17 protein-coding genes are annotated in these 19,029 nt (G+C 57.9%); 8 read left to right on the forward strand and 9 right to left on the reverse strand.

The genetic code is table 11. The annotated features are described in order from the left end of the window. The first annotated feature begins 240 nt into the window (after window positions 1-240). The 6 genes from H8711_RS08930 (at window position 241) to H8711_RS08955 (ending at window position 6,028) form a co-directional block, all read left to right on the forward strand. Entirely contained in the window at window positions 241-876 is a 636-nt protein-coding gene (locus H8711_RS08930; protein WP_249283126.1) for a cytidylate kinase-like family protein, read from the forward strand. 303 nt (window positions 877-1,179) lie between these two features. Further along, entirely contained in the window at window positions 1,180-2,379 is a 1,200-nt protein-coding gene (locus H8711_RS08935) for an ABC transporter substrate-binding protein (RefSeq protein WP_249283127.1), read from the forward strand. A 182-nt stretch (window positions 2,380-2,561) separates the two neighbouring features. Beyond that, window positions 2,562-3,458 (forward strand): branched-chain amino acid ABC transporter permease, encoded by an 897-nt coding sequence (locus tag H8711_RS08940; protein WP_249283128.1) that lies wholly within the window; start codon window positions 2,562-2,564, stop codon window positions 3,456-3,458. A 14-nt stretch (window positions 3,459-3,472) separates the two neighbouring features. Then, complete coding sequence (locus tag H8711_RS08945) at window positions 3,473-4,537, forward strand: branched-chain amino acid ABC transporter permease (protein ID WP_249283129.1); 1,065 nt, start codon at window positions 3,473-3,475, stop codon at window positions 4,535-4,537. Next, window positions 4,534-5,307 carry an ABC transporter ATP-binding protein gene (locus tag H8711_RS08950; RefSeq protein ID WP_249283130.1) on the forward strand — a complete coding sequence of 258 codons (774 nt, stop codon included), beginning with the start codon at window positions 4,534-4,536 and terminating at the stop codon, window positions 5,305-5,307. Before H8711_RS08945 ends, H8711_RS08950 begins: the two co-directional genes overlap by 4 nt. Window positions 5,308-5,323: 16 nt before the next feature. Continuing rightward, entirely contained in the window at window positions 5,324-6,028 is a 705-nt protein-coding gene (locus H8711_RS08955; protein ID WP_249283131.1) for an ABC transporter ATP-binding protein, read from the forward strand. A 126-nt stretch (window positions 6,029-6,154) separates the two neighbouring features. Here the strand turns inward: H8711_RS08955 and H8711_RS08960 are convergent, their stop codons facing one another. Next, window positions 6,155-7,423, reverse strand: coding sequence for a uroporphyrinogen decarboxylase family protein (locus H8711_RS08960; RefSeq protein ID WP_249283132.1), 1,269 nt, complete (start codon window positions 7,421-7,423; stop codon window positions 6,155-6,157). A gap of 298 nt (window positions 7,424-7,721) precedes the next feature. On the opposite strand from H8711_RS08960, the gene H8711_RS08965 reads away from it, so the two are divergent. Continuing rightward, a complete protein-coding gene (locus H8711_RS08965) occupies window positions 7,722-8,630 on the forward strand; it encodes an NAD(P)/FAD-dependent oxidoreductase (protein ID WP_249283133.1) in 909 nt (302 codons plus the stop codon). 75 nt (window positions 8,631-8,705) lie between these two features. Here H8711_RS08965 and H8711_RS08970 read toward each other — a convergent pair whose 3' ends face one another. The 3 genes from H8711_RS08970 to H8711_RS08980 all read right to left on the reverse strand — a co-directional run bounded on the left by H8711_RS08970 (window position 8,706) and on the right by H8711_RS08980 (window position 12,119). After that, on the reverse strand, window positions 8,706-9,716 hold the full coding sequence (locus H8711_RS08970) for an aromatic acid exporter family protein (protein WP_249283134.1): 1,011 nt from the start codon (window positions 9,714-9,716) through the stop codon (window positions 8,706-8,708). 77 nt (window positions 9,717-9,793) lie between these two features. After that, window positions 9,794-10,618 carry a 4Fe-4S binding protein gene (locus H8711_RS08975; RefSeq protein WP_249283135.1) on the reverse strand — a complete coding sequence of 275 codons (825 nt, stop codon included), beginning with the start codon at window positions 10,616-10,618 and terminating at the stop codon, window positions 9,794-9,796. Between the two features lie 136 nt (window positions 10,619-10,754). Then, window positions 10,755-12,119 carry an MATE family efflux transporter gene (locus H8711_RS08980; RefSeq protein ID WP_249283136.1) on the reverse strand — a complete coding sequence of 455 codons (1,365 nt, stop codon included), beginning with the start codon at window positions 12,117-12,119 and terminating at the stop codon, window positions 10,755-10,757. An 88-nt stretch (window positions 12,120-12,207) separates the two neighbouring features. On the opposite strand from H8711_RS08980, the gene H8711_RS08985 reads away from it, so the two are divergent. Then, complete coding sequence (locus H8711_RS08985) at window positions 12,208-13,050, forward strand: MerR family transcriptional regulator (RefSeq protein ID WP_249283137.1); 843 nt, start codon at window positions 12,208-12,210, stop codon at window positions 13,048-13,050. Between the two features lie 66 nt (window positions 13,051-13,116). Here the strand turns inward: H8711_RS08985 and H8711_RS08990 are convergent, their stop codons facing one another. The 5 genes from H8711_RS08990 to truA form a co-directional block, all read right to left on the reverse strand. Further along, window positions 13,117-15,459 carry an ATP-dependent Clp protease ATP-binding subunit gene (locus H8711_RS08990; protein WP_249283183.1) on the reverse strand — a complete coding sequence of 781 codons (2,343 nt, stop codon included), beginning with the start codon at window positions 15,457-15,459 and terminating at the stop codon, window positions 13,117-13,119. Between the two features lie 212 nt (window positions 15,460-15,671). Further along, the gene (locus H8711_RS08995; RefSeq protein ID WP_249283138.1) at window positions 15,672-16,214 is read right to left on the reverse strand and encodes a CDP-alcohol phosphatidyltransferase family protein; all 543 of its coding nucleotides are present in this window, start codon (window positions 16,212-16,214) and stop codon (window positions 15,672-15,674) included. Between the two features lie 24 nt (window positions 16,215-16,238). After that, complete coding sequence (locus tag H8711_RS09000) at window positions 16,239-16,949, reverse strand: CvpA family protein (RefSeq protein WP_249283139.1); 711 nt, start codon at window positions 16,947-16,949, stop codon at window positions 16,239-16,241. A gap of 117 nt (window positions 16,950-17,066) precedes the next feature. Further along, window positions 17,067-18,233, reverse strand: coding sequence for a DUF5711 family protein (locus H8711_RS09005; protein WP_249283140.1), 1,167 nt, complete (start codon window positions 18,231-18,233; stop codon window positions 17,067-17,069). A gap of 15 nt (window positions 18,234-18,248) precedes the next feature. Further along, complete coding sequence (truA, locus tag H8711_RS09010; RefSeq protein WP_249283141.1) at window positions 18,249-19,028, reverse strand: tRNA pseudouridine(38-40) synthase TruA; 780 nt, start codon at window positions 19,026-19,028, stop codon at window positions 18,249-18,251. Window position 19,029 lies beyond the last annotated feature (1 nt).

A 19,029-nucleotide genomic window follows, 5' to 3' on the forward strand; every position in this document is an offset into this window, starting at 1 on the left:
GCGCCTGTCCAGTGTGGGACCGACATCTCACCAACCGCTCACGCCGTCTCTTTTCTGTCGAATCGCATGAACAGACCATATATTACACCGCTTGTTTTATTGTAATTGCATAGAAATCGCTTGATTTTATTTGAAAATGAGGTAAAATAAAATCAAGAAAAGCGTCCGGCTTTGGGCTGCGCCCGGGCGCTTCCGCGCTTGAATACTTGCCGGACGCAGCGGCAGAATGGAGAATTTGTGATGAAACACCCTGTGATTGTTACTATCAGCCGACAATACGGCAGCGGCGGGCGCACGATCGGCCGCTTGCTTGCGGAAAAACTGGGCGTTCCCTTTTACGATAAAGAGCTGATTGAGCTCGCCGCCAAGGAGAGCGGCCTGGATGAATCCGTGTTGGCCTCGGCCGACGAGCAGGTCTCCAGCAGCCTGCTCTACTCCCTCTCGCTGGGAATGTACGCCGGTGTGGGCCGGGCTGACAGCATGAACGGCCTGTCGATCAACGACCGGGTCTATGTCCACCAGGCCAAGGTCATCCGCGATATCGCACAGAAGGGTCCCTGCGTCATCGTCGGCCGGTGTGCTGACTCGATTCTTGCGGGGCGCGCTGATGTGGTCAGCGTATACATCCACGCTTCGCGGGAGGCGCGCCTCAGGCGCGTCGTGGAACAGTACGGCATGGACCCGCACCGCGCGGAAAATGAGCTGCAAAAAATCGACAAGCGCCGCACCGCATACCACGACTACTATGCCGACACCAAATGGGGCCGCGCGGAAAACTATCAGCTCTCGCTCGACACCAGCCGGCTGAGCGACGAGGGTGCAGCGGCCGCCATCTCCACCTATCTGGAATTTTTCGACCCGGCCGCCAATAAATAAAAAATACTATTTTTCGGGCAAGCAGCACAAAACGCTGCTTGCCTTTTTGTCTGTATTTGCAAAAAAATCGGTGATTACTGTGAAAATTCGGTCAAGTTTTTGTACAATTTATGAATATCCCTAAAAAAAAGATCGGAAATAAGATGAGGATTAGCCAATAAAGATATTGTTTTCTTGTTGCAATACTAATATAATACAAGCAAGTATTCACGCTTTTGCACTGTAATGTGTACAACTGTTAAAGTTTAACCTGTAAAAGCCCGGCGTGAATGGCTGATTGAATTGATAAGGAGGATCCAAGACATGAAAAAGTTTTTGACGCTTGCACTCGCAGCAGTGCTGGCCGCCGGCATGATGGCCGGTTGCGGCCCCGCTGCCCCCAGCAACAGTTCTTCGGCTCCCGCTGACGGCAGCGCAGCCTCCGACGCGGCTCCCGCCCCCACGGGTGATACCATTAAAATCGGTGTACTCGCTCCCCTGACCGGCAGCGTATCCACCTACGGCACCGCCGTAAAAAATGGCCTGGAGATGGCCAAAGAGGAGATTAACGCGGCTGGCGGCATCCTGGGCAAGCAGGTCGAACTGCTGATCGAGGATGAAAAGGGCGACGTGACCGAGGCCACCAACGCCTATAACAAGTTGCTCAGCCAGGGCATTGTGGCGCTGATCGGCGACGTTACCTCCCAGCCCTCCAACGCCGTGGCGCAGCTCGCGGCCGATCCCTCCGACGGGACCCCGATGCTGACCCCGACCGGCACCGCCGCCAACATCACCCTGAACGGCTCGAACATCTTCCGCACCTGCTTCCTCGACCCGTTCCAGGGCCAGATCATGGCGACCTTTGCCTCTGAAAAGCTGGGCACCAAGAGTGCTGCGATCATGTACAACAGCTCAAGCGACTACTCTCAGGGCGTCGCGGATGCGTTTAAAACCACCGCCGAAGCCAAGGGCATGACGGTCGTCTCCTACGAGGCTTACGGCGATGCGGACACCGACTTCAAGTCCCAGCTCACCAACGTGGTGGCGGCGAATCCCGACGTCCTGTTCCTGCCCGACTATTACGAGAAGCTCGCGTTGATCACCGCACAGGCTCGCGACGCCGGTTTCCAGGGCCCGATGCTGGGCGCTGACGGCTGGGACGGCGTTCTGGCCCAGCTGGGCGACAACACCGCTGTGGTGGACGGCTGCTACTTCTCCAACCACTACTTTGTGGATGATACCGACGAGAAGGTCGCCACCTTTGTTTCCAACTACGAGGGCAAATACAACGGTGAGGTCCCCAATGCGTTTGCGGCGCTGGGCTACGATTCCCTGTACATCATGAAGCAGGCCATCGAAGCCGCAGGTTCCACCGACAAGGCTGCGATCACCAGCGCTTTGCAGGCGGTTTCCTACAGCGGCGTGACCGGCGACATGACCTTCGACGAAAACGGCGACCCGATCAAAAAGGTTGCGATTATCAAGCTGCAGGATGGCGCTGTTACCCTGGACAGCAAGATGTAACATTCAGGATACTTTCCTACGGGAGAGGCTCCTTCGACGGGGGCGGGGCGAAATGCTCTGCCCCTTGTCGTTTTTTCTCATTCTCTTCGCCATTTTTCTGGTATTTTTTTCAAAATTGGTGTAAAATAGATCCGGTTCATTCAATTTTTCAAAATCTGCGCATGGAAAGGTAAGGTGCCAAAATGGACGGTTTTGTCATATTCATCAACCAGATCATCAACGGCATACAGGTCGGCAGTATCTACGCGCTGGTAGCATTGGGCTATACGATGGTTTATGGCATTGTAAAGCTGATTAACTTCGCTCACGGGGATTTTATCATGGTGGGCGCGTATGTATCGCTCTTTTCCGTCCCGCTTTTGGTACGCATGGGCGTGCCGGCGTGGCTGTGCATCGTGCTGGCGCTGGCGGCCTGCGCCCTGCTCGGCGTGGTGACTGAGCGCGTGGCCTACAAGCCGCTGCGCAACGCCCCCCGCATCACCGCGCTGATCACCGCCATCGCGGTGAGTCTGCTGCTGGAAAACCTTTGCATGTTGCTCTTCTCCTCCTCGTCCAAGCCGTTCCCCACGGTGTTTAACAAGTCGATCTTCAACCTGGGCGGGGTGCAGTTCAACTCGATCACCTTGATCACCATCGTGCTGTCGGTGATCTCGATGATTTTGTTGCAGCTGTTTGTCAAAAAGACCAAGATGGGCAAAGCGATGCGCGCAGTATCCGAGGACGGAGGCGCTTCCATCCTGATGGGCATCAACTCCAACACCACCATCTCCATCACCTTCGCCATCGGTTCAGGCCTTGCGGCCATCGCGGCCGTGATGTACTGTTCGGCCTATCCGCAGGTCAACCCCTATATGGGTTCAATGCTCGGCCTTAAGGCGTTCATCGCCGCGGTGCTCGGCGGCATCGGCATCATTCCGGGCGCGATGCTGGGCGGTTTTGTGATCGGTCTGGTGGAGAGCCTCACCAAAGCGTACATATCCTCTCAGCTCGCGGATGCGGTGGTGTTCGGTATCCTGATTATCGTGCTGCTGGTGAAGCCGACCGGCATCCTGGGCAAAAATATCGGTGAGAAAGTGTAGGAGGTGACGGACAGATGAAACTTTATGTGAACCAAAAAACAGCCTACCGCTCCTATGTGATCAATCTGATCGCCGTGGTGCTGGTGTTTCTTTTGCTGAAAGGGTTGATGTCCGCGGGGATCATCAACAGCTACGTCGCGGGTGTGTGTATGACCGTGATGATCAACATCATCCTCGCCGCGTCCCTGACCCTGACCACCGGCCTGCTCGGCCAAATTGCGCTGGGCCACGCCGGGTTTATGTCGGTGGGCGCGTACTCCGCCGCGCTGCTGGTCAAACACGCCAAGGATAGCGGCGTGGTGCTTTCCACCCCGGACGGCATTACCCCCGCGGGGTACGGCTATTTCCTGCTGTCCCTGCTGCTGGCCGGCGTGGTTGCCGCGTTTTTCGGCCTGATCGTGGGGATCCCGGCGCTGCGCCTCAAGGGCGATTACCTCGCCATCATCACCCTGGGCTTTGGCGAGATCATCCGCGTCATCATCGAAAACGTCAAATTTACCGGCGGCGCGCAGGGCCTTTCGGGCATCCCGCGGCTGGCCAGCTTCGACGTGGTGTTCTGGCTCACCGCTTTGATCATTGCAATCCTGTTCGCCTTCGTCCGCTCCCGCCACGGCCGCGCGATCAAGGCGATCCGCGAGGACGACATCGCCTCGGAGGCGTGCGGCATCTCCAACACCTATTACAAGGTGATGGCATTCACCATGTCCGCATTTTTCGCAGGCATCGCAGGCGCGATCTATGCGCAGCAGATGGCGGTGCTCGGCGCTAAAACCTTTAACTTTCTCAAATCCATCGACATCCTCGTGATCGTCGTACTGGGCGGCCTCGGTTCCCTCACCGGCTCGATTGTGGCCGCCACCGGCCTCACCATCCTGCCCGAAGCGCTGCGCAGCTTCTCGGAGTACCGCATGGTCATCTATTCGCTGGCCCTCATCATCGTGATGATCTTTAAGCCCTCCGGCCTGTTCGGCAACTACGAATTCTCGCTGACCCATCTGTTAAGCAAGCTGAGACGGCCCAAATCCAACACCCCCGCCGCCGGCGGCGAATCCAAACAAAAGGAGGTCACCAAGGCATGACGGAATCTGTTTTGAAAGTGGAGCACCTCGGCATCGCCTTCGGCGGCCTGAAGGCTGTGGAGGACTTCCACCTGGAAATCGGCAAAAGCGAGCTGGTCGGTCTGATTGGGCCCAACGGCGCTGGCAAGACGACCATTTTCAACCTGCTCACCGGTGTGTACCAGCCCACCGAGGGCGCGATCTATCTGGACGGCGTGCCGATGGTTGGCAAAAAGCCTCACCAGATGGTGGCTGCCGGCATCGCCCGCACCTTCCAAAATATCCGCCTGTTCAAGGAACTTACGGTGCTGGAAAATGTGATGGTCTCCTTCAACCACACGATGAAATATTCCATCCTGAGCGGCATTCTGCGCACCAAAAATTACTGGAAAGAGGAAGCCGCGGCCCAACGGCGCGCGCTCGATCTGCTCAGGGTGATGCACATGGAGGATTACGCCGACCAGGTGGCGGCCAACCTGCCCTACGGCCAGCAGCGCAAGCTGGAGATCGCCCGCGCGCTGGCGACCGGGGCGAAAATCCTGCTGCTCGACGAGCCTGCGGCCGGTATGAACCCCACCGAAACCACCCAGTTGATGGACGCGATCCAGACCATCCGCGAAAAGTTTCAGATTTCGGTGCTGCTGATCGAGCACGACATGAGCCTGGTGATGAGCGTATGCGAACGCATCGTGGTGATCGACTACGGCCACATCATCGCCACCGGCACCCCATTTGAGATCGCCAACAACCCCAAGGTCATCGGCGCCTATCTGGGCACCGACGACCAGTGAGAAAGGAGAGGCCGCGATGCTGAAGGTTGAAAATTTAAACGTTCATTACGGCGCGATCCACGCTATCCACGGGGTAAGCCTGGAGGTACACCAGGGGGAGATCGTCTCCCTGATCGGCGCGAACGGCGCGGGCAAGACCACCGTGCTGCACACCATCTCGGGCCTCAAGAAGGCTACCAGCGGCACTGTCACGCTGGAAGGGCTCGACCTGTTCTCGATCGACCCGCACAAGATTGTGCAGCACGGCATGGCCCATGTGCCGGAGGGGCGGCGCATCTTTTCAGAGATGACGGTGATGGAAAACTTGGAGATGGGCGCCTACATCCGCAAGGACAAGGCTGGGATCGACGCGGACCTGGAAAAGATTTTCCACTACTTCCCCCGCCTGCGGGAGCGCTCCAAGCAGTTGGGCGGCACTCTGTCAGGCGGCGAGCAGCAGATGCTGGCGATCGGCCGCGCGCTGATGTCCCAGCCCAAAATCCTGCTGATGGATGAGCCGTCGATGGGCCTGTCCCCCCTGCTGGTCAAGGAAATCTTCCATATCATCGGGCAGCTCAACCGGGACGGCATGACCATCCTGCTGGTGGAGCAGAACGCCAAAATGGCGCTCTCAATTGCCAACCGCGCCTATGTGCTGGAAACCGGCAACGTGGTGATGAGCGGCAATGCCAGGGAGCTTCTGGAGGACGACAAGGTGCGCAAAGCCTATTTGGGCGCATAAATAAACGACAAAAAATCTCCGTCGGATTGATTTTCGACGGAGATTTTTTGTCTGTCGGGGTGTTTTTGCGCCCCGATACCGAAAGGAAAAAAGGTATAAAAGAGGAGTGAAATGAAAAACGATGGATTAGGCCCTGCCGTTAAACTCCTGGACCGCCTGGAACATGGCGATCAGATTTTCCACGGGGGTTTTCGCCACGATATTGTGGATGGTGTTGAACACATAGCCGCCGCCCGGCGAAAAGATTTCCAGACGCTCGAGCACCTGCTGGCGCACCTCCTCGGGCGTGCCATAGGGCAGGGTTTTCTGCGTATCCACACCGCCGCCCCAGAACACCAGCTTGTCGCCGTATTTCTCCTTGAGCATGTGGCCGTCCATCCCGTTGGCTGAAAGCTGCACGGGGTTTAGAATATCCACGCCCATTTCCACAAAGTCGTCGAGGAAGCTGACGATGCTGCCGCAGGAATGGTAGAAGGTTTTCCACTCTGTGTTCTCGTGCACCCAGTCGTTGACCCGTTTATAATAGGGTTTATAGAGCTCGCGGAAGATGTCAGGGGAGAAAAAGCCGCCGTTCTGGGTGCCGAAATCGGTGCCGCTGATCCACACAATCTGGATTTTGTCGCCCACCGCCTGCTTGTAGATCTCCAGGTTTTTGAGCATCACCTGGGTCTGCATCTCAAACACAGCCTGGATGTATTCGGGGTAGAGCATATGCGCCATCAGCCAATCGTCAAACCGGCGAATACCCTTGGGGTGTTTCTCATGCGGGCCGGGAACCATGGCCGAGTCGCCGATGCCGAAACCGCCCAGGTTGCCCACCAAGGCGTAATCGGTGTTCTGATAATAATGCTCCGCCTGCTTTTCTATGTAGCGCGCGGTGTCGTCGTCCATCACGCTGAACGCCTCGCTGAAGTCCTCTTCGGGCGTCAGGTCATCTTCGTCGAATTCCCCTGAGCGGTCGATATTGTCGAAAAAGCTGCCGCCTGCGGGCATTTTACCCGACGGAGGAACCGAGCGATCACCCTGCGGATAAGCCACCACCGACCCGTCGTCCAACTGCTCCAGCTCAATGCTGTCGCCCACCAGCGTGGGGGTTCCGTCGCTCATTACAAACGGTTTGTTGCAGGCGGTGTTCCGCCCGCCGAACATATCGCCAGGTCCGTTGATGCCGACGGCATCCGCGCCGACAAGCTGCCGCAGATCCTCGTCCACAGCGCCCAACATCTGGAATATCTCGGAAATTTCGATCGGCTTCTCGGGCAGGCCCAAAGCTGCGCGCAGCCGGTACAAAGTGGAGGCGTTGATTCCGGTCTGGCTGGTCGCCCCCAAATCCAACGGCACGCGGTCCGGCTGCTGATGGTGGATGGCCGCCCATACTCGTTCTCTGGAAGTCATCTGATTGTTCCCCTTTCGCCCAAAAGATTCAATTCCCTGCCCATTTTTGCGCAGGGTCGTTTCAATATCCGATTTGCGGCCGGATCGCCGCTTTCTTTCAATATCATTATAGCAGGTTTCAATTTCGTTTTGATGCTGTATAATTTCGATATTCTGCTCAACTTTCGACATTTGAAGAAAATTTTCCTGAAATTGGTTGTCAAATATCCACCTATGTGGTATATTTTGGATGGAACACAACCAAGCCGGGTATACTCGGCCTGGTTACGCACACGCTAAACAAAAGGAGTGGTTGCTGATGACAAAAACCGATCTGTTGATTGTGGGTGCAGGCTGTGCGGGGCTTACTGCCGCTGTCTACGCCATCCGCGCGGGTCATTCGGCCATCGTGTTGGAAAAAGGCATGTACGGCGGCCAGATCGCCTTGACCAGCGAGGTGGAGAATTACCCCTCGATTGAAAAAATCTCCGGCGTGGAATTGGCCACCTTGATCTACAACCAAGCGGTCAAACAGGGGGCGGACATCCGCTTTGAAGAGGTCACCGAAGCCCGGTTGGGTGCGGTGGAAAAGATCGTCGTCACCACCAGCGAGGAGTACCGGGCGCGCGCGGTCATTCTCGCCAACGGTGTGGAGCGCCGCAAGCTGGGCTGTCCCGGCGAGGCCGAATTTACCGGCCGCGGGGTGTCCTACTGCGCCACCTGCGACGGCGCCTTCTTCCGAGGCAAAGATGTCGCGGTGGTGGGAGGCGGCAATACTGCGCTCGAGGATGCGCTCTTTCTCTCCAACCTCTGCCGCAAGGTGTATCTGATTCACCGGCGCGACCAGTTCCGCGGCGAAAAGGTGATGGTAGACGCGGTTCTCGCGCGGGACAACATCGAAATCCTCTACCAGCACACGGTGGAGGAAATCCTCGGCGACAAGGTGGTGACCTCGGTGCGCGCCGCAGGGCTGGAGGACGGACAGCGCACCCTCGACGTGGCGGCGGTGTTCGTTGCCATCGGGCTGATCCCGGTCAACCAACTGTTCGCCGAGGCCGGACTGGACGCGAACGGCTACCTGGCGGCGGGGGAAGACTGCAACACCCAACTGCCCGGTGTGTACGCGGCTGGGGACACGCGCTCCAAGCCGCTGCGCCAGATCATCACCGCGGCGTCCGACGGCGCTGTGGCCGCTGTCGCCGCTTCCAACTATCTCAATGCGCAATAAAATTACAAACAACAAGGGGGCGTACCCGCGAGTGCGCCCCCTTTGTTTATTACATATAGAATAATCATATAAATATTATACAAAACTCCCCGAGCTTTCCTCCCAAAACAACCGAATCTGTTCGGGGGTGAGGCTCTGAGCGAACTCCTGTTTGGCCAACAGCAATTGTTCCACGTCGCTCACCAATTCAAACAACACCGCCCGCGCTTCAAATTCTTCGCGGGTTTCCGGCAGGTCGAGGGAACGAAAATGTGTGCGCAGCAAATACAGCTGAAACAGCAACTCGCCGGCGTTGTCGTAGCTGGAAAGCGACTGGGCGATCAGCTTCAGGAATTCCGCCACATCATTCGACTGCTGGGGCGCGCTCCTCAGCCGAGCCGTATTTTCCAGCATCCGGCGCAGCATGCGCTGCTGTTTGCGCCGCAGCTCGATATAGCTCAGGTAATAGCTGCGATCCTGAAAAATTACATTGTTCATCTGCTGGCTGACGCGCGCAATCGACTGCTCCAGCGCGCCGCTGAGCTCCTGAAGCTGCTCTTCAGCCCGGTCGCGATCCCCTTCAAGCAAGACGAGACGCGCAATCTCCTCCAGCAGGCGCCCCATCGCGCCGTCGATTCGGCGCTGGTCCTCCCGGATTTCCCGGATAAGACGCGGCATATAGGCGTTCATCAGCACCCCCATCGCAATGCCCAACAGCATCAGGGCCAGTTCGTTGAACATCGCCCGCGCAGTTAGTGTAGGAGCCGCCCAAAAGTGCAGGGTGAGCACGGTACTCATCGAGAGGCCGTCGAGCAGCCCAAACTGCTGGCAGGCCAAAGTGAACACCAACAGGAACAACCCCAACGCCGGGATGGTGTGCCCCATCCACCGGAAGATCACACTGGAGATAAGCAGTGAAGCGCCAAAGGCACACAGGCGCCGCGCTGCGACCTGTAGGGTGTCTCGCCGGGTATTTTGGACGCTCAGCAGCGTAATGGTGACCACCGACGTGCTGTGGTCGAGCCCAAAGCTGCGCGCCAGCACCAGCGCCAGGCAGCAGCCGAGCACAATTTTCGCCGCTTTGGATGGAACCATCCGGTTTTTCATCCAGCCGCCCCCTCAAACTGTTTTTTCTAGTTTGAGCGGCCGGACAGCCTTTTAACCAAAATGCCCTGGCGGATCCGTCATAGGTGAAGCGCTTTTTTGGGGCAATTGTCGATACACCGGAAGCAGAGGATACATTCCGTCCCGTACCTGCGGCGGCGCGAATTGTCCGTCATATCCACATCCATCGGGCAGGACTCTTTGCATTTTCCACAGGAAACGCACTTCCCCCGGTCAACCTTTACCCGCAGCAGGGAAAAATAGCTCGCGGGCTTCAGGAATACGGCCACAGGGCAGAGGTATTTACAAAACGCGCGGTTGTCGTGGAGCGCAAATGCCAGCGCGGCCCCGGCCGCATAGTAAAGGACATTTCCGATGAGGAAACTCCAGAACATGATCCGGTCCATCCCGGGGATGCGCAGCAGGAACATTCCGCCGACAAACAGCAAAGACGCCAAAAATGTGACGTATCGGAGGAACCCGAACCCCCTTCTGGGGTGCTCAGGCCGCTTGTAGGGCAACAGGTCCAAAACCATCGCTGTCCAGCAGGCGTACCCGCACCAGCCGCGCCCAAACAGCAGCGGGCCAAAAATCTTTGCCACTGCGTAATGGATGACGGCAGCCTCAAAAACGCCAAGGAACAGATAGTACCAGAACCCTTCGATCTGCATATTTTCATTCGAGAGAAGCCCGAGGTAGACCAGCATATACAGGCCGACCGCGAATTGTACCATGTTCCTGGCGTGCTTTACCTTTTGGGTATAAAAGAAAATCCCGAGCGCGAGGCAGGTGCCTATGTATGAAAAATTGAACAGGTAAAACACCTGGTCCAACGTCAGCCAGAGGACGACTGCGATGGCTTCAAACAGGAGCCACATACCCAGCGGAAACAAGAACTTTTTCATGGGATCACCTACAGATGAAATTAAGGGGAAGTCGCCAGACAATACGGCGGCTTCCCCTCTCAGGATACCATAAATTCTACTGAAACTCCACCTGAATCCGGGCAAATCCCGTATTTTTTGTGAATCAGGATGAGTTCTATGCATCCAGCTCTGTTTTCTTACGCAGGCCAAAGGTGAAATGATACTGCTTGCGGTACCCGATCAGATAACCTACGGAGACCAGGCAGGCCAGAAACTCCGCCACGGGAACCGCCAACCAGATGCCGTCCGCGCCGATAAACCGCGGCAACAGTAGCAGCGAAAGCACCAGGAGCACAAACGTGCGCAACACGGAGATGATCGCAGAAACCTTGCCGTTGTGCAAGGCGGTGAACAGCCCCGAAGCGTAGATGTTAAAGCCTGCAAACAGGTAGCTCACAGCAAACAACAGGAAACCGTGCAGCGCAAGCGGGAAGATATCGCTGCTCTGCCGGATGTAGACAGATACGATCGGCCGCGCCAGCAGGTAGGATGCGACCACCACCACCGCGGTCATCAGCAGTACGGTGAAGGTGCAGTGGCGGAAAAGCGTCGCCTGCCTCTTTTGGTTTCCGCTGCCCAAATTAAAGCTGATGATGGGGGCCGCTCCGCCGATGAATCCCATAAACACGGCGGTCAGCAGGAACTGCGCGTAAAGGACCACCGTGACGGCGGTGACGCCCGCCTCCTCCATATAATGCAGCGCCAGCTTATTAAACAGGAGCGTGGTCACCGAGACGGACAGGTTGCTGACCATCTCCGACGAGCCGTTGAAGCAGGAGAAGCCCAGCATCCTGGCCCGGAACTTGGGACGGACAAAGTACAGGCTCCCCCGCCTTTGAAACGAAAAATACAGCAGGGCCGGCACCGAGGCGATCAGATAGCCGGCGACCGTCCCCCAAGCAGAGCCTTCAATCCCCATATCAAGCGGTACCATCAGCACATAATCCAGGATAATGTTGCTGACGCCGGAAACCGCGGTCAGGAAAAAGCCCAGGCCCGGCCTGCCGGCGGTGATCAAAAAGGTGGAAAACACGATTTGAAGCGCCGCCATGGGCATGAACGGAATCAATGTGCCCAAATAGCCGAGGCAGTCGTCGTACAGGGCGGGGGTGGCCCCCAAAAAGCGGAGGAGCGGCTGCATAAACAGCATACTCAGGAGGGATAAGACCGCAGCCAGGACCGCCGCCGTCAACATAATGACGGTGAAATCCTCCTTCGCTTCCTGCTCCTTCCCCTCCCCCATCTTTCTTGCCACAATCGCGCTGCCACCGGTGGTGAGCATCAGGGTGATGGCCAGCATCACGCTGATGACCGGGTAGACGATATTCATCGACGCCAGGGCGTTTTCTCCGACAAAATTGGAGATAAAGATGGCGTCCACCATCTGATAGAGGGACATAAACAGCAAACTCAAAATGCTGGGAAGCGTGTATCGAAACAGCGCCAGCGCGCTGAAGTCCCTGTCCAAACGATTTGTCATAGGCGCTCTCTCCTTCTTTTCTTGATTTTTTTCGGCGCTATATGGTATCATAAACCTTACAGTAACTGTAATGTCAAGGGGTGACTTTGTGAACAATCTGAACCGGCGCCTGACCGTGGGGCAGCTCGCCGGGCTGCACGGCATCAACAAGCGAACCCTCCATTATTATGATCAAATCGGCCTGTTTTCTCCCGCTGTCAAGGGCGAAAACGGTTATCGGTACTACACACTGGATCAGATGCCCGACCTGGAGCTGATCCTGGCCTTTCGCGAACTGGGGATGTCCATCGAGCAGACGCAGGCGGCGATCCACTGCGGCGCGGGCGCCATAGAGGGCATCCTGTCCGACAAAATTGCGGATATCGATGCAAAAATTGAGCATCTGCGGAGCATGAAACGGCTGCTGAAGGCAAAACAGAAGCTCTCCTCCCTCTCCAAAACGGTGACCTTAAACCGGATCGAATCGGTCTTCTGCGAAGAGGAAACCTTTGTCCTGAGCGAACAGATCGTCGGGGACATGGACGAAAACTTCTATCTCGCGATGGGTCAACTCCTGCAGCAGGAGCGCCGTTACCGGCTATTCAACCACGAATACGGCATCATGCTCCACAGCGAAAAGGTCATGGCCGGCCGGTTTGAAGATTACGACCGGTTCTATATGAAGCCGGTTTCGGGCGAGGGCGAGCGGTTGTTTGTGCGGCCCGCCGGCGATTATCTGCGCATTGTCGTCAAGGGGAACTGGGACCGCCTGCCCTTGGCGTACCAGAAGCTGCGAGATCACGCCTTAAACCTCAGCCTTCATCTGGCCGGCTACGCCTACGAGCGCGGGCTCAATGAGACGCTGAGCAGCAACATGGAGGAATCCGTGACCGAAATTCTGGTCCGCTGGGTACCCAGCGACAGCGGTGCAGAGGCAACGCCCGCCAAATAGCGCAAAAGAGGCCGGTACCGAGCCGCAAAACGCGGCCAGGCACCGGCCTCTTGACCAATCGAGGGGTTATTCTTCCACTTTGGACACGCCAACCAGGCAGTCGGCGTCAAACGAGTTGCCGTCGCTGTCGATCACGCGCAGCGCCAGCGCATCGTCTGCGGCGGTCGCCAGGATTCCCACGGGCGGATTGTCCAGGCAGTTGACCAGCAGGCTGCAAATGCGGTCCTCGACCGATTTTCGGATCACCCGACGCAGGTCGCGCGCGCCGCTCTTCTGACCGTAGGCCTTGTCGGCGATCCAGAGGAGGGCGCTGTCGTCCCATGCAAAGCGGATGCCCTTCTCCTGCATCGGCTCCACCAGCTCGCCGAGCATCAGCGCAGCGATCTTCTGGTAATCGCCGCGGTCCAACGGGCGGAACACCACAATCTCGTCGATGCGGCCCAAAAATTCGGGGCGCAGGAACTCGGACAGCGCCTTGTAGGCCTTGTCGCGCGCCACGTCGCCCGGGCGCTTCTCAAAGCCCAGAGAGCCCTCGCGGCGTTCGCTGCCCGCATTGGAGGTCATCACGATGACCGTGTTTTCAAAGCTGACCGTCCGGCCATGGGCGTCGGTGATGCGGCCCTCGTCCAGGATTTGCAGCAGAATATTCATCACATCGGGGTGCGCCTTCTCGATCTCATCGAACAGCACCACCGAATAGGGTTTGCGGCGCACCTTCTCGGTGAGCTGGCCCGCCTCGTCGTAACCGACATAACCCGGTGGCGACCCGATGATGCGGCTGACCGAGTGCTTCTCCATGAACTCCGACATATCCAGGCGGATGAGCGGATCGGTGGTATCGAACAGCTCCTGCGAGAGCACCTTGACCAGCTCGGTCTTGCCTACGCCGGTGGGCCCCACAAAGATGAACGACGCCGGGCGGCGTTTGACCGAAATCTGCACGCGGGAACGGCGCACCGCCGCCGCGACCAGCTCGACCGCTTCGTCCTGGCCGATGATCCGCTTTTTGAGCACCGGTTCGAGGCGCGCGACCTTTTCCAGTTCGCTCTCCTCAATCTTGCTCGCGGGGATCCCCGTCCACTTCTCAATCACGCTCGCAAGGTCGTCCAGCGTGACCTGCGCGTTCAGCGCGGCGGGTTCCAGTTCGTGCATCCGGCTGTCGATGCGCATCAGCTCGGCGCGCACCCGCGCCAGGTGTTCATAATCCACATTGCCGTCCTCCGGCTGCTCAATCTGCTGCTCCTCTTCCTTCTTTTTGTGGTAGGTGAGGTTCAGCGTATCGAACTCGGCCAGCTCCTTGTTGCGCAGTGCGGCGCAGGAGCAGCCCTCGTCCAACAGATCGATCGCCTTGTCGGGCAGGAAGCGGTCGTTGATGTAGCGCTCGCTCATCAGCACCGCGCGGCGGACGATCTCCTCGGATACCGCGACGTGGTGGAACCGCTCGTAATAGCCTTTGACGCCGGTGAGCACGCGAATGGTGTCCTCGATGGTGGGTTCGTTGACCGTGACCGGCTGGAAACGGCGTTCGAGCGCGGCATCCTTCTCGATATATTTGCGGTATTCCTCAAAGGTGGTCGCGCCGATCACCTGGATTTCACCGCGCGAAAGCGCGGGTTTGAGGATGTTGGCGGCGTTCATGCTGCCTTCGGCGTCGCCCGCTCCCACCAGGTTGTGCACCTCATCGATAAACAGGATGATGTTACCCGCGGCGCTGACCTCCTCCACCAGGCCCTTTATGCGGCTCTCAAACTGGCCGCGGAACTGGGTGCCCGCGATCAGGCCGGTGAGGTCGAGCAGATGGAGCTCCTTGTCGAGCATCTTCGGGGGGACCTGCCCGCGCACAATCCGCTGGGCGATGCCCTCGGCAATCGCAGTTTTGCCCACACCGGGTTCGCCGATCAGGCAGGGGTTGTTCTTGGTACGGCGGTTGAGTATCTGAATGACCCGCGCGATTTCGTTGTCCCGACCGATGATCTCGTCGATCTTGCCGTCGGCCGCTTTGCGGGTGAGGTTCTCGGTGTACTGGTCGAGATACTTGCGCTTCTTCTCCTCTTTCTGCGGCTTTTTGATCTCGCGGCGGCGCTCCTTATGGCGCGGCGCCTCCTCGGAGGACTCGCCCTGCGCAGAGGGCTGTTGGCCGCTGAATAAGTTCTGCAAAAACGGAAACGGCTGTGCGCCGCCCATCTCAAAGTTGTCGTCACCTTCGGGGTTAATCATCTCCAGGAGCTGGTCGTCCATCTGGGCCATGTCCTCGTCGGTCAGGCCCATCTTATCCACCAGGTCGTTGATCGGCTTGATGCCAAGCTCCCTTGCGCATTGCAAACAGAGGCCCTCATTGATGGTCTTATCCCCGTCCAAGCGGGTCATATAGACCACGGCCACCCGTTTTTTGCATCTGCTACACATCATATTGTTCATATCAGCTGTTACACCTCTTAATATCATCAATGGCCCGGGGCTGCCTGTTCCGCCTCGGGCCTCATTTCATTCCTGTTTGGATGTTGCAATTTGAGTCGAAAAGTAAAATGGTATTTCAGGCTCGACCTTAGTATACCGCCGCGATGTGAACGGAATATGACAAAAATTTTGTTTATTTGTCAAATACACAAAATTCGTCGACTCTACTTGGAATCGTCCCTGCGGTTGAGTCTTAAAAACACCGGGATGTACATCACAAAGGCAAACAACATAAATGCGGCCATCACCAGCAGCAGACCGAACACCCAGGTTGATTCTAGGTTGGGGAACGCCACAATCATCAGCATAATGACGTAAAACACCACCGTATACAGCTTGCCGAACCATCTGGCGCCGTCCAACCGGTGGTCGCGGCGGTAGAGCTTGACCCCCGCGGCCAGCATCAACAGCTCCTTGACAATAAACAGGGCCAGGATCAGCCAAAAACCCGGATTGCGGATACCCAGCACGATGCAGGCGGCCGCCTGGGTGAGCTTGTCGGCCAGCGGATCGAGGATTTTGCCCAGCTGCGTGACCAGGTTAAATTTGCGCGCAATCAGGCCGTCGAGCAGGTCGGTGAGGCCCGAGACCAACAGGATCAGCGCCGCGATGTAAAACCAGGGCTGTTCCTGTGCGGTGAGGTAGACATAGCTGAATACCGGAATCAGCACAATGCGAAAGATGGACAACAGATTGGGCAGATTCATATATTTTGTACTCCTTGCAGCAGATTATGCCAGATCTCGAAGGCAGTCCAGCGGATTGAACCGCAGATACAGGCGGTAGACGTAGGTATCCTCCAACAGCTCATGGTTCAAAAAGCTCAGCGAGTTTTGGGTGATTACCATGATGAATTGGAGCAGGGTGATAATGACATACAGCCCCACCAAACCGGATAACAGGCCCACCACCGCGCCGCCGAACGAGTTGAACAGCCCGATGATTGGCACGCGGTTGACCCCGTAGAAGCAACGGGTCAGCCACCGCACCAGCACCATCAGCACCGAGAACAGCACCATGAACAGGATCATGGTGACCAGCCCGGTCAGCGCCGGGGCGAACACCTCGTCCACCAGGGTATCAGCGGCATTGGCGGAATAATCGGCCAGCCGGTCGGACAGCTCGCTTACGCTGTAACCGCCGATCACCAACATCTGGGTCAGGTACGCGGGCAGCGCATCCAGCAGGTCGGACGCGGCTTCGCCCAAATCAATCCCGCCGGGCAGGCTCGCCAGCGCGTCCTCCACGCGCGTGACCAGCCCGTCGCGCAGGAAAGTCTCAAACAACACCGGCGCAATGGTGCGGGAGAGCAGCCACGCCGCAGCCAACGCCGCCAGATAGCCGGCAAAGTTGACCACTGTGGCGGCAAGCCCGCGCCGGGAAGAAACATAAATGTAATAGAGCAGGAAGGCGATTGCCAAAAGATCGTATACAAAAGCCATGGATGCTGAAATCCTCCTTTTGTCGGTCTGTATGGAAAGCCTCCGGCTTTCCTCTCAATAGATAACGACGGCGACGCTTCCAATATAACACAGAACAGGAAGAAATTCAAACCGCCGCTATTCCAGCGCGAGCTTCTCGATGGCGTCCGGCGTCACCAGGTAGGCGTCGCGGCCGATCACCGTCGCCGCCAGAACCTCGCCCGGCACCGGCTGGGGATCCAGCGCATTGCCCGCGTAATCGTAGCTCTGCAGCTGGCCGTCCACCATCAGGCAGACGCGGGTCTTGCCCAGCGACAGCCGGTCGGCATGGGAGGATATCTGCGTCTCCCACAGCTTTTTGCCGTCCGGCCCCAGCAGGGTGACGGCGCTGTTTTTATTTTCGCGCGCGTCGCCGAACAGCAGGGCGGTATCGCCGTTTTCGCTGTGATCGAACGAGGCCAGCGCCTCATAGCCGTAGTCGTAGCGCTCCAGAACCTCCCCCGACGCGCCGAGCACCGCCGTTTGGCGGTCGGTCACCACGGTGAGACCCCCGCGGGCGGCATTGAGCGAATGGATCAGCTCGCCGACAAACTCCTGCCGGCCCGCCTCCTCCTCGCTGTCGAACCGGAACCGCCGCACCCCCGAGATCAGGTCGCCCTCGCGGGCATTGACCACGGCGACCGCGATCCCCTTGCCGTCCAGGTCGAATTCGAGGTCGGTGATGTAGTTTTCCGCCGATTTCCAGACATATTTGGCCGGGTCGGCGAGCATGTGGTCGTAGACCGTCATCTCCCCCAGCCGCCGCTGCGCGCCGGTGGCCACCGCCACCTCGCCGCGCGAGGAGATCGCCCCAGCGTAGATGGGGTAATCGAGCTCCTTCTGCGCCACGGTGCGGAGCATGTTTTCCACCCGCAGATGCTTACCGCCCCGGTCGTAGATCAAAACGCGCCGGCCAGACGCCCTCATCACCGGGTTGGAGTATTTATGCTGCACGTTGCGGATTTCCTTGCCGCTGGAATTGTATAAATAGAGGTTGGAATCGGTGAGCACCGCGAGATGCTCGCCCACGCGGGCGGTCTGGCGCACCTGCTCGCCGGCGAACTCCATGGGGTAGCCGTCGCCCGCGCCCATGCCGGCGATGCGCTCCTGAATGTAGTCGGTGAAGCCGATGGTGGACACCTCGTCCTTGATCGCATAGAGCCCAACGCCCAGAAGGGTGAGCGCCACCAGCAGCAGAATCCTTCCCAGCAAAACCTTTCTGCGCCGCTTTTTTCGGATTTTGTCGATGTCGGAAAGCTCTGCCAAAACTAATTCACATCCTTATTCGGAACGGTCCTGATAAAATACTTCGTCCAGATAGAGGCCGCAGGCGGGCATCGTCCGGCATTCCACCCGGCGCACCCCCAATTCCATCATACGGGGCAGGTCTCGAACATCCAGTCGATTTTCGTTGACTGCGAGCACCGTGCCCACCAGGATGCGCACCATATTGTAAAGAAAGCCGTCGCCCTCCACAAAAAATTCCACCAGGTCGCCGGAGCGGCGCATATCGCACGCGTAGATGGTGCGCACCGTGTCCTCCTTGGTGTTTTTGGACCCACAGAAGGCCGCAAAATCGTGTCTTCCCACAAAAAAACCGCAGACCTGCCGCGCCCGCTCCAGATCGATCGGGCGGAAGTAGTGGTACGTGAGTCCCGTGAGAAACGGGTTTCTGACCTCGCTGTTCCAGATTTTATAGACATAGCGCTTGCCCTTACAGGAGTAGCGCGCGTGAAACTCCTCCGGCGCATCCTCCGCCTCCAGCACTGCGATGTCGCCGGGCAACACCGCGTTGAGCCCCCGCTTGATGCGCCACGTGGGCAAGTCGGAGTCGGTGCGGAAGTTGAGGCAGTAGCGGTTGGCGTGCACACCCGAATCGGTGCGGGAGCACCCCTTGACGTCGTAACGCACCCCGAAGATGCGCTCGATCGCGTCCTGCACCGCCTCGCAGATGGTAATACCACCCGGCTGCACCTGAAAGCCGAGGTAGCCCGTGCCCCGGTAACAAAGGATCAATTTGATGTTGCGGATAGCCGTCTCCCCCTGTCGTTCGTCATACATG

The sequence above is a fragment of the Ligaoa zhengdingensis genome (assembly GCF_014384885.1).
Classification (GTDB): Bacteria; Bacillota; Clostridia; order Oscillospirales; family Ruminococcaceae; genus Ligaoa; species Ligaoa zhengdingensis.

Excerpts from the sequence above, each read along its gene's own strand:
- H8711_RS08930 (WP_249283126.1), top strand. The coding sequence starts at position 241 with ATGAAACACCCTGTGATTGTTACTATCAGCCGACAATACGGCAGCGGC.
- H8711_RS08935 (WP_249283127.1), top strand. The coding sequence starts at position 1,180 with ATGAAAAAGTTTTTGACGCTTGCACTCGCAGCAGTGCTGGCCGCCGGC.
- H8711_RS08940 (WP_249283128.1), top strand. The coding sequence starts at position 2,562 with ATGGACGGTTTTGTCATATTCATCAACCAGATCATCAACGGCATACAG.
- H8711_RS08945 (WP_249283129.1), top strand. The coding sequence starts at position 3,473 with ATGAAACTTTATGTGAACCAAAAAACAGCCTACCGCTCCTATGTGATC.
- H8711_RS08950 (WP_249283130.1), top strand. The coding sequence starts at position 4,534 with ATGACGGAATCTGTTTTGAAAGTGGAGCACCTCGGCATCGCCTTCGGC.
- H8711_RS08955 (WP_249283131.1), top strand. The coding sequence starts at position 5,324 with ATGCTGAAGGTTGAAAATTTAAACGTTCATTACGGCGCGATCCACGCT.
- H8711_RS08960 (WP_249283132.1), bottom strand. The coding sequence starts at position 7,423 with ATGACTTCCAGAGAACGAGTATGGGCGGCCATCCACCATCAGCAGCCG.
- H8711_RS08965 (WP_249283133.1), top strand. The coding sequence starts at position 7,722 with ATGACAAAAACCGATCTGTTGATTGTGGGTGCAGGCTGTGCGGGGCTT.
- H8711_RS08970 (WP_249283134.1), bottom strand. The coding sequence starts at position 9,716 with ATGAAAAACCGGATGGTTCCATCCAAAGCGGCGAAAATTGTGCTCGGC.
- H8711_RS08975 (WP_249283135.1), bottom strand. The coding sequence starts at position 10,618 with ATGAAAAAGTTCTTGTTTCCGCTGGGTATGTGGCTCCTGTTTGAAGCC.
- H8711_RS08980 (WP_249283136.1), bottom strand. The coding sequence starts at position 12,119 with ATGACAAATCGTTTGGACAGGGACTTCAGCGCGCTGGCGCTGTTTCGA.
- H8711_RS08990 (WP_249283183.1), bottom strand. The coding sequence starts at position 15,459 with ATGATGTGTAGCAGATGCAAAAAACGGGTGGCCGTGGTCTATATGACC.
- H8711_RS08995 (WP_249283138.1), bottom strand. The coding sequence starts at position 16,214 with ATGAATCTGCCCAATCTGTTGTCCATCTTTCGCATTGTGCTGATTCCG.
- H8711_RS09000 (WP_249283139.1), bottom strand. The coding sequence starts at position 16,949 with ATGGCTTTTGTATACGATCTTTTGGCAATCGCCTTCCTGCTCTATTAC.
- truA (WP_249283141.1), bottom strand. The coding sequence starts at position 19,028 with ATGTATGACGAACGACAGGGGGAGACGGCTATCCGCAACATCAAATTG.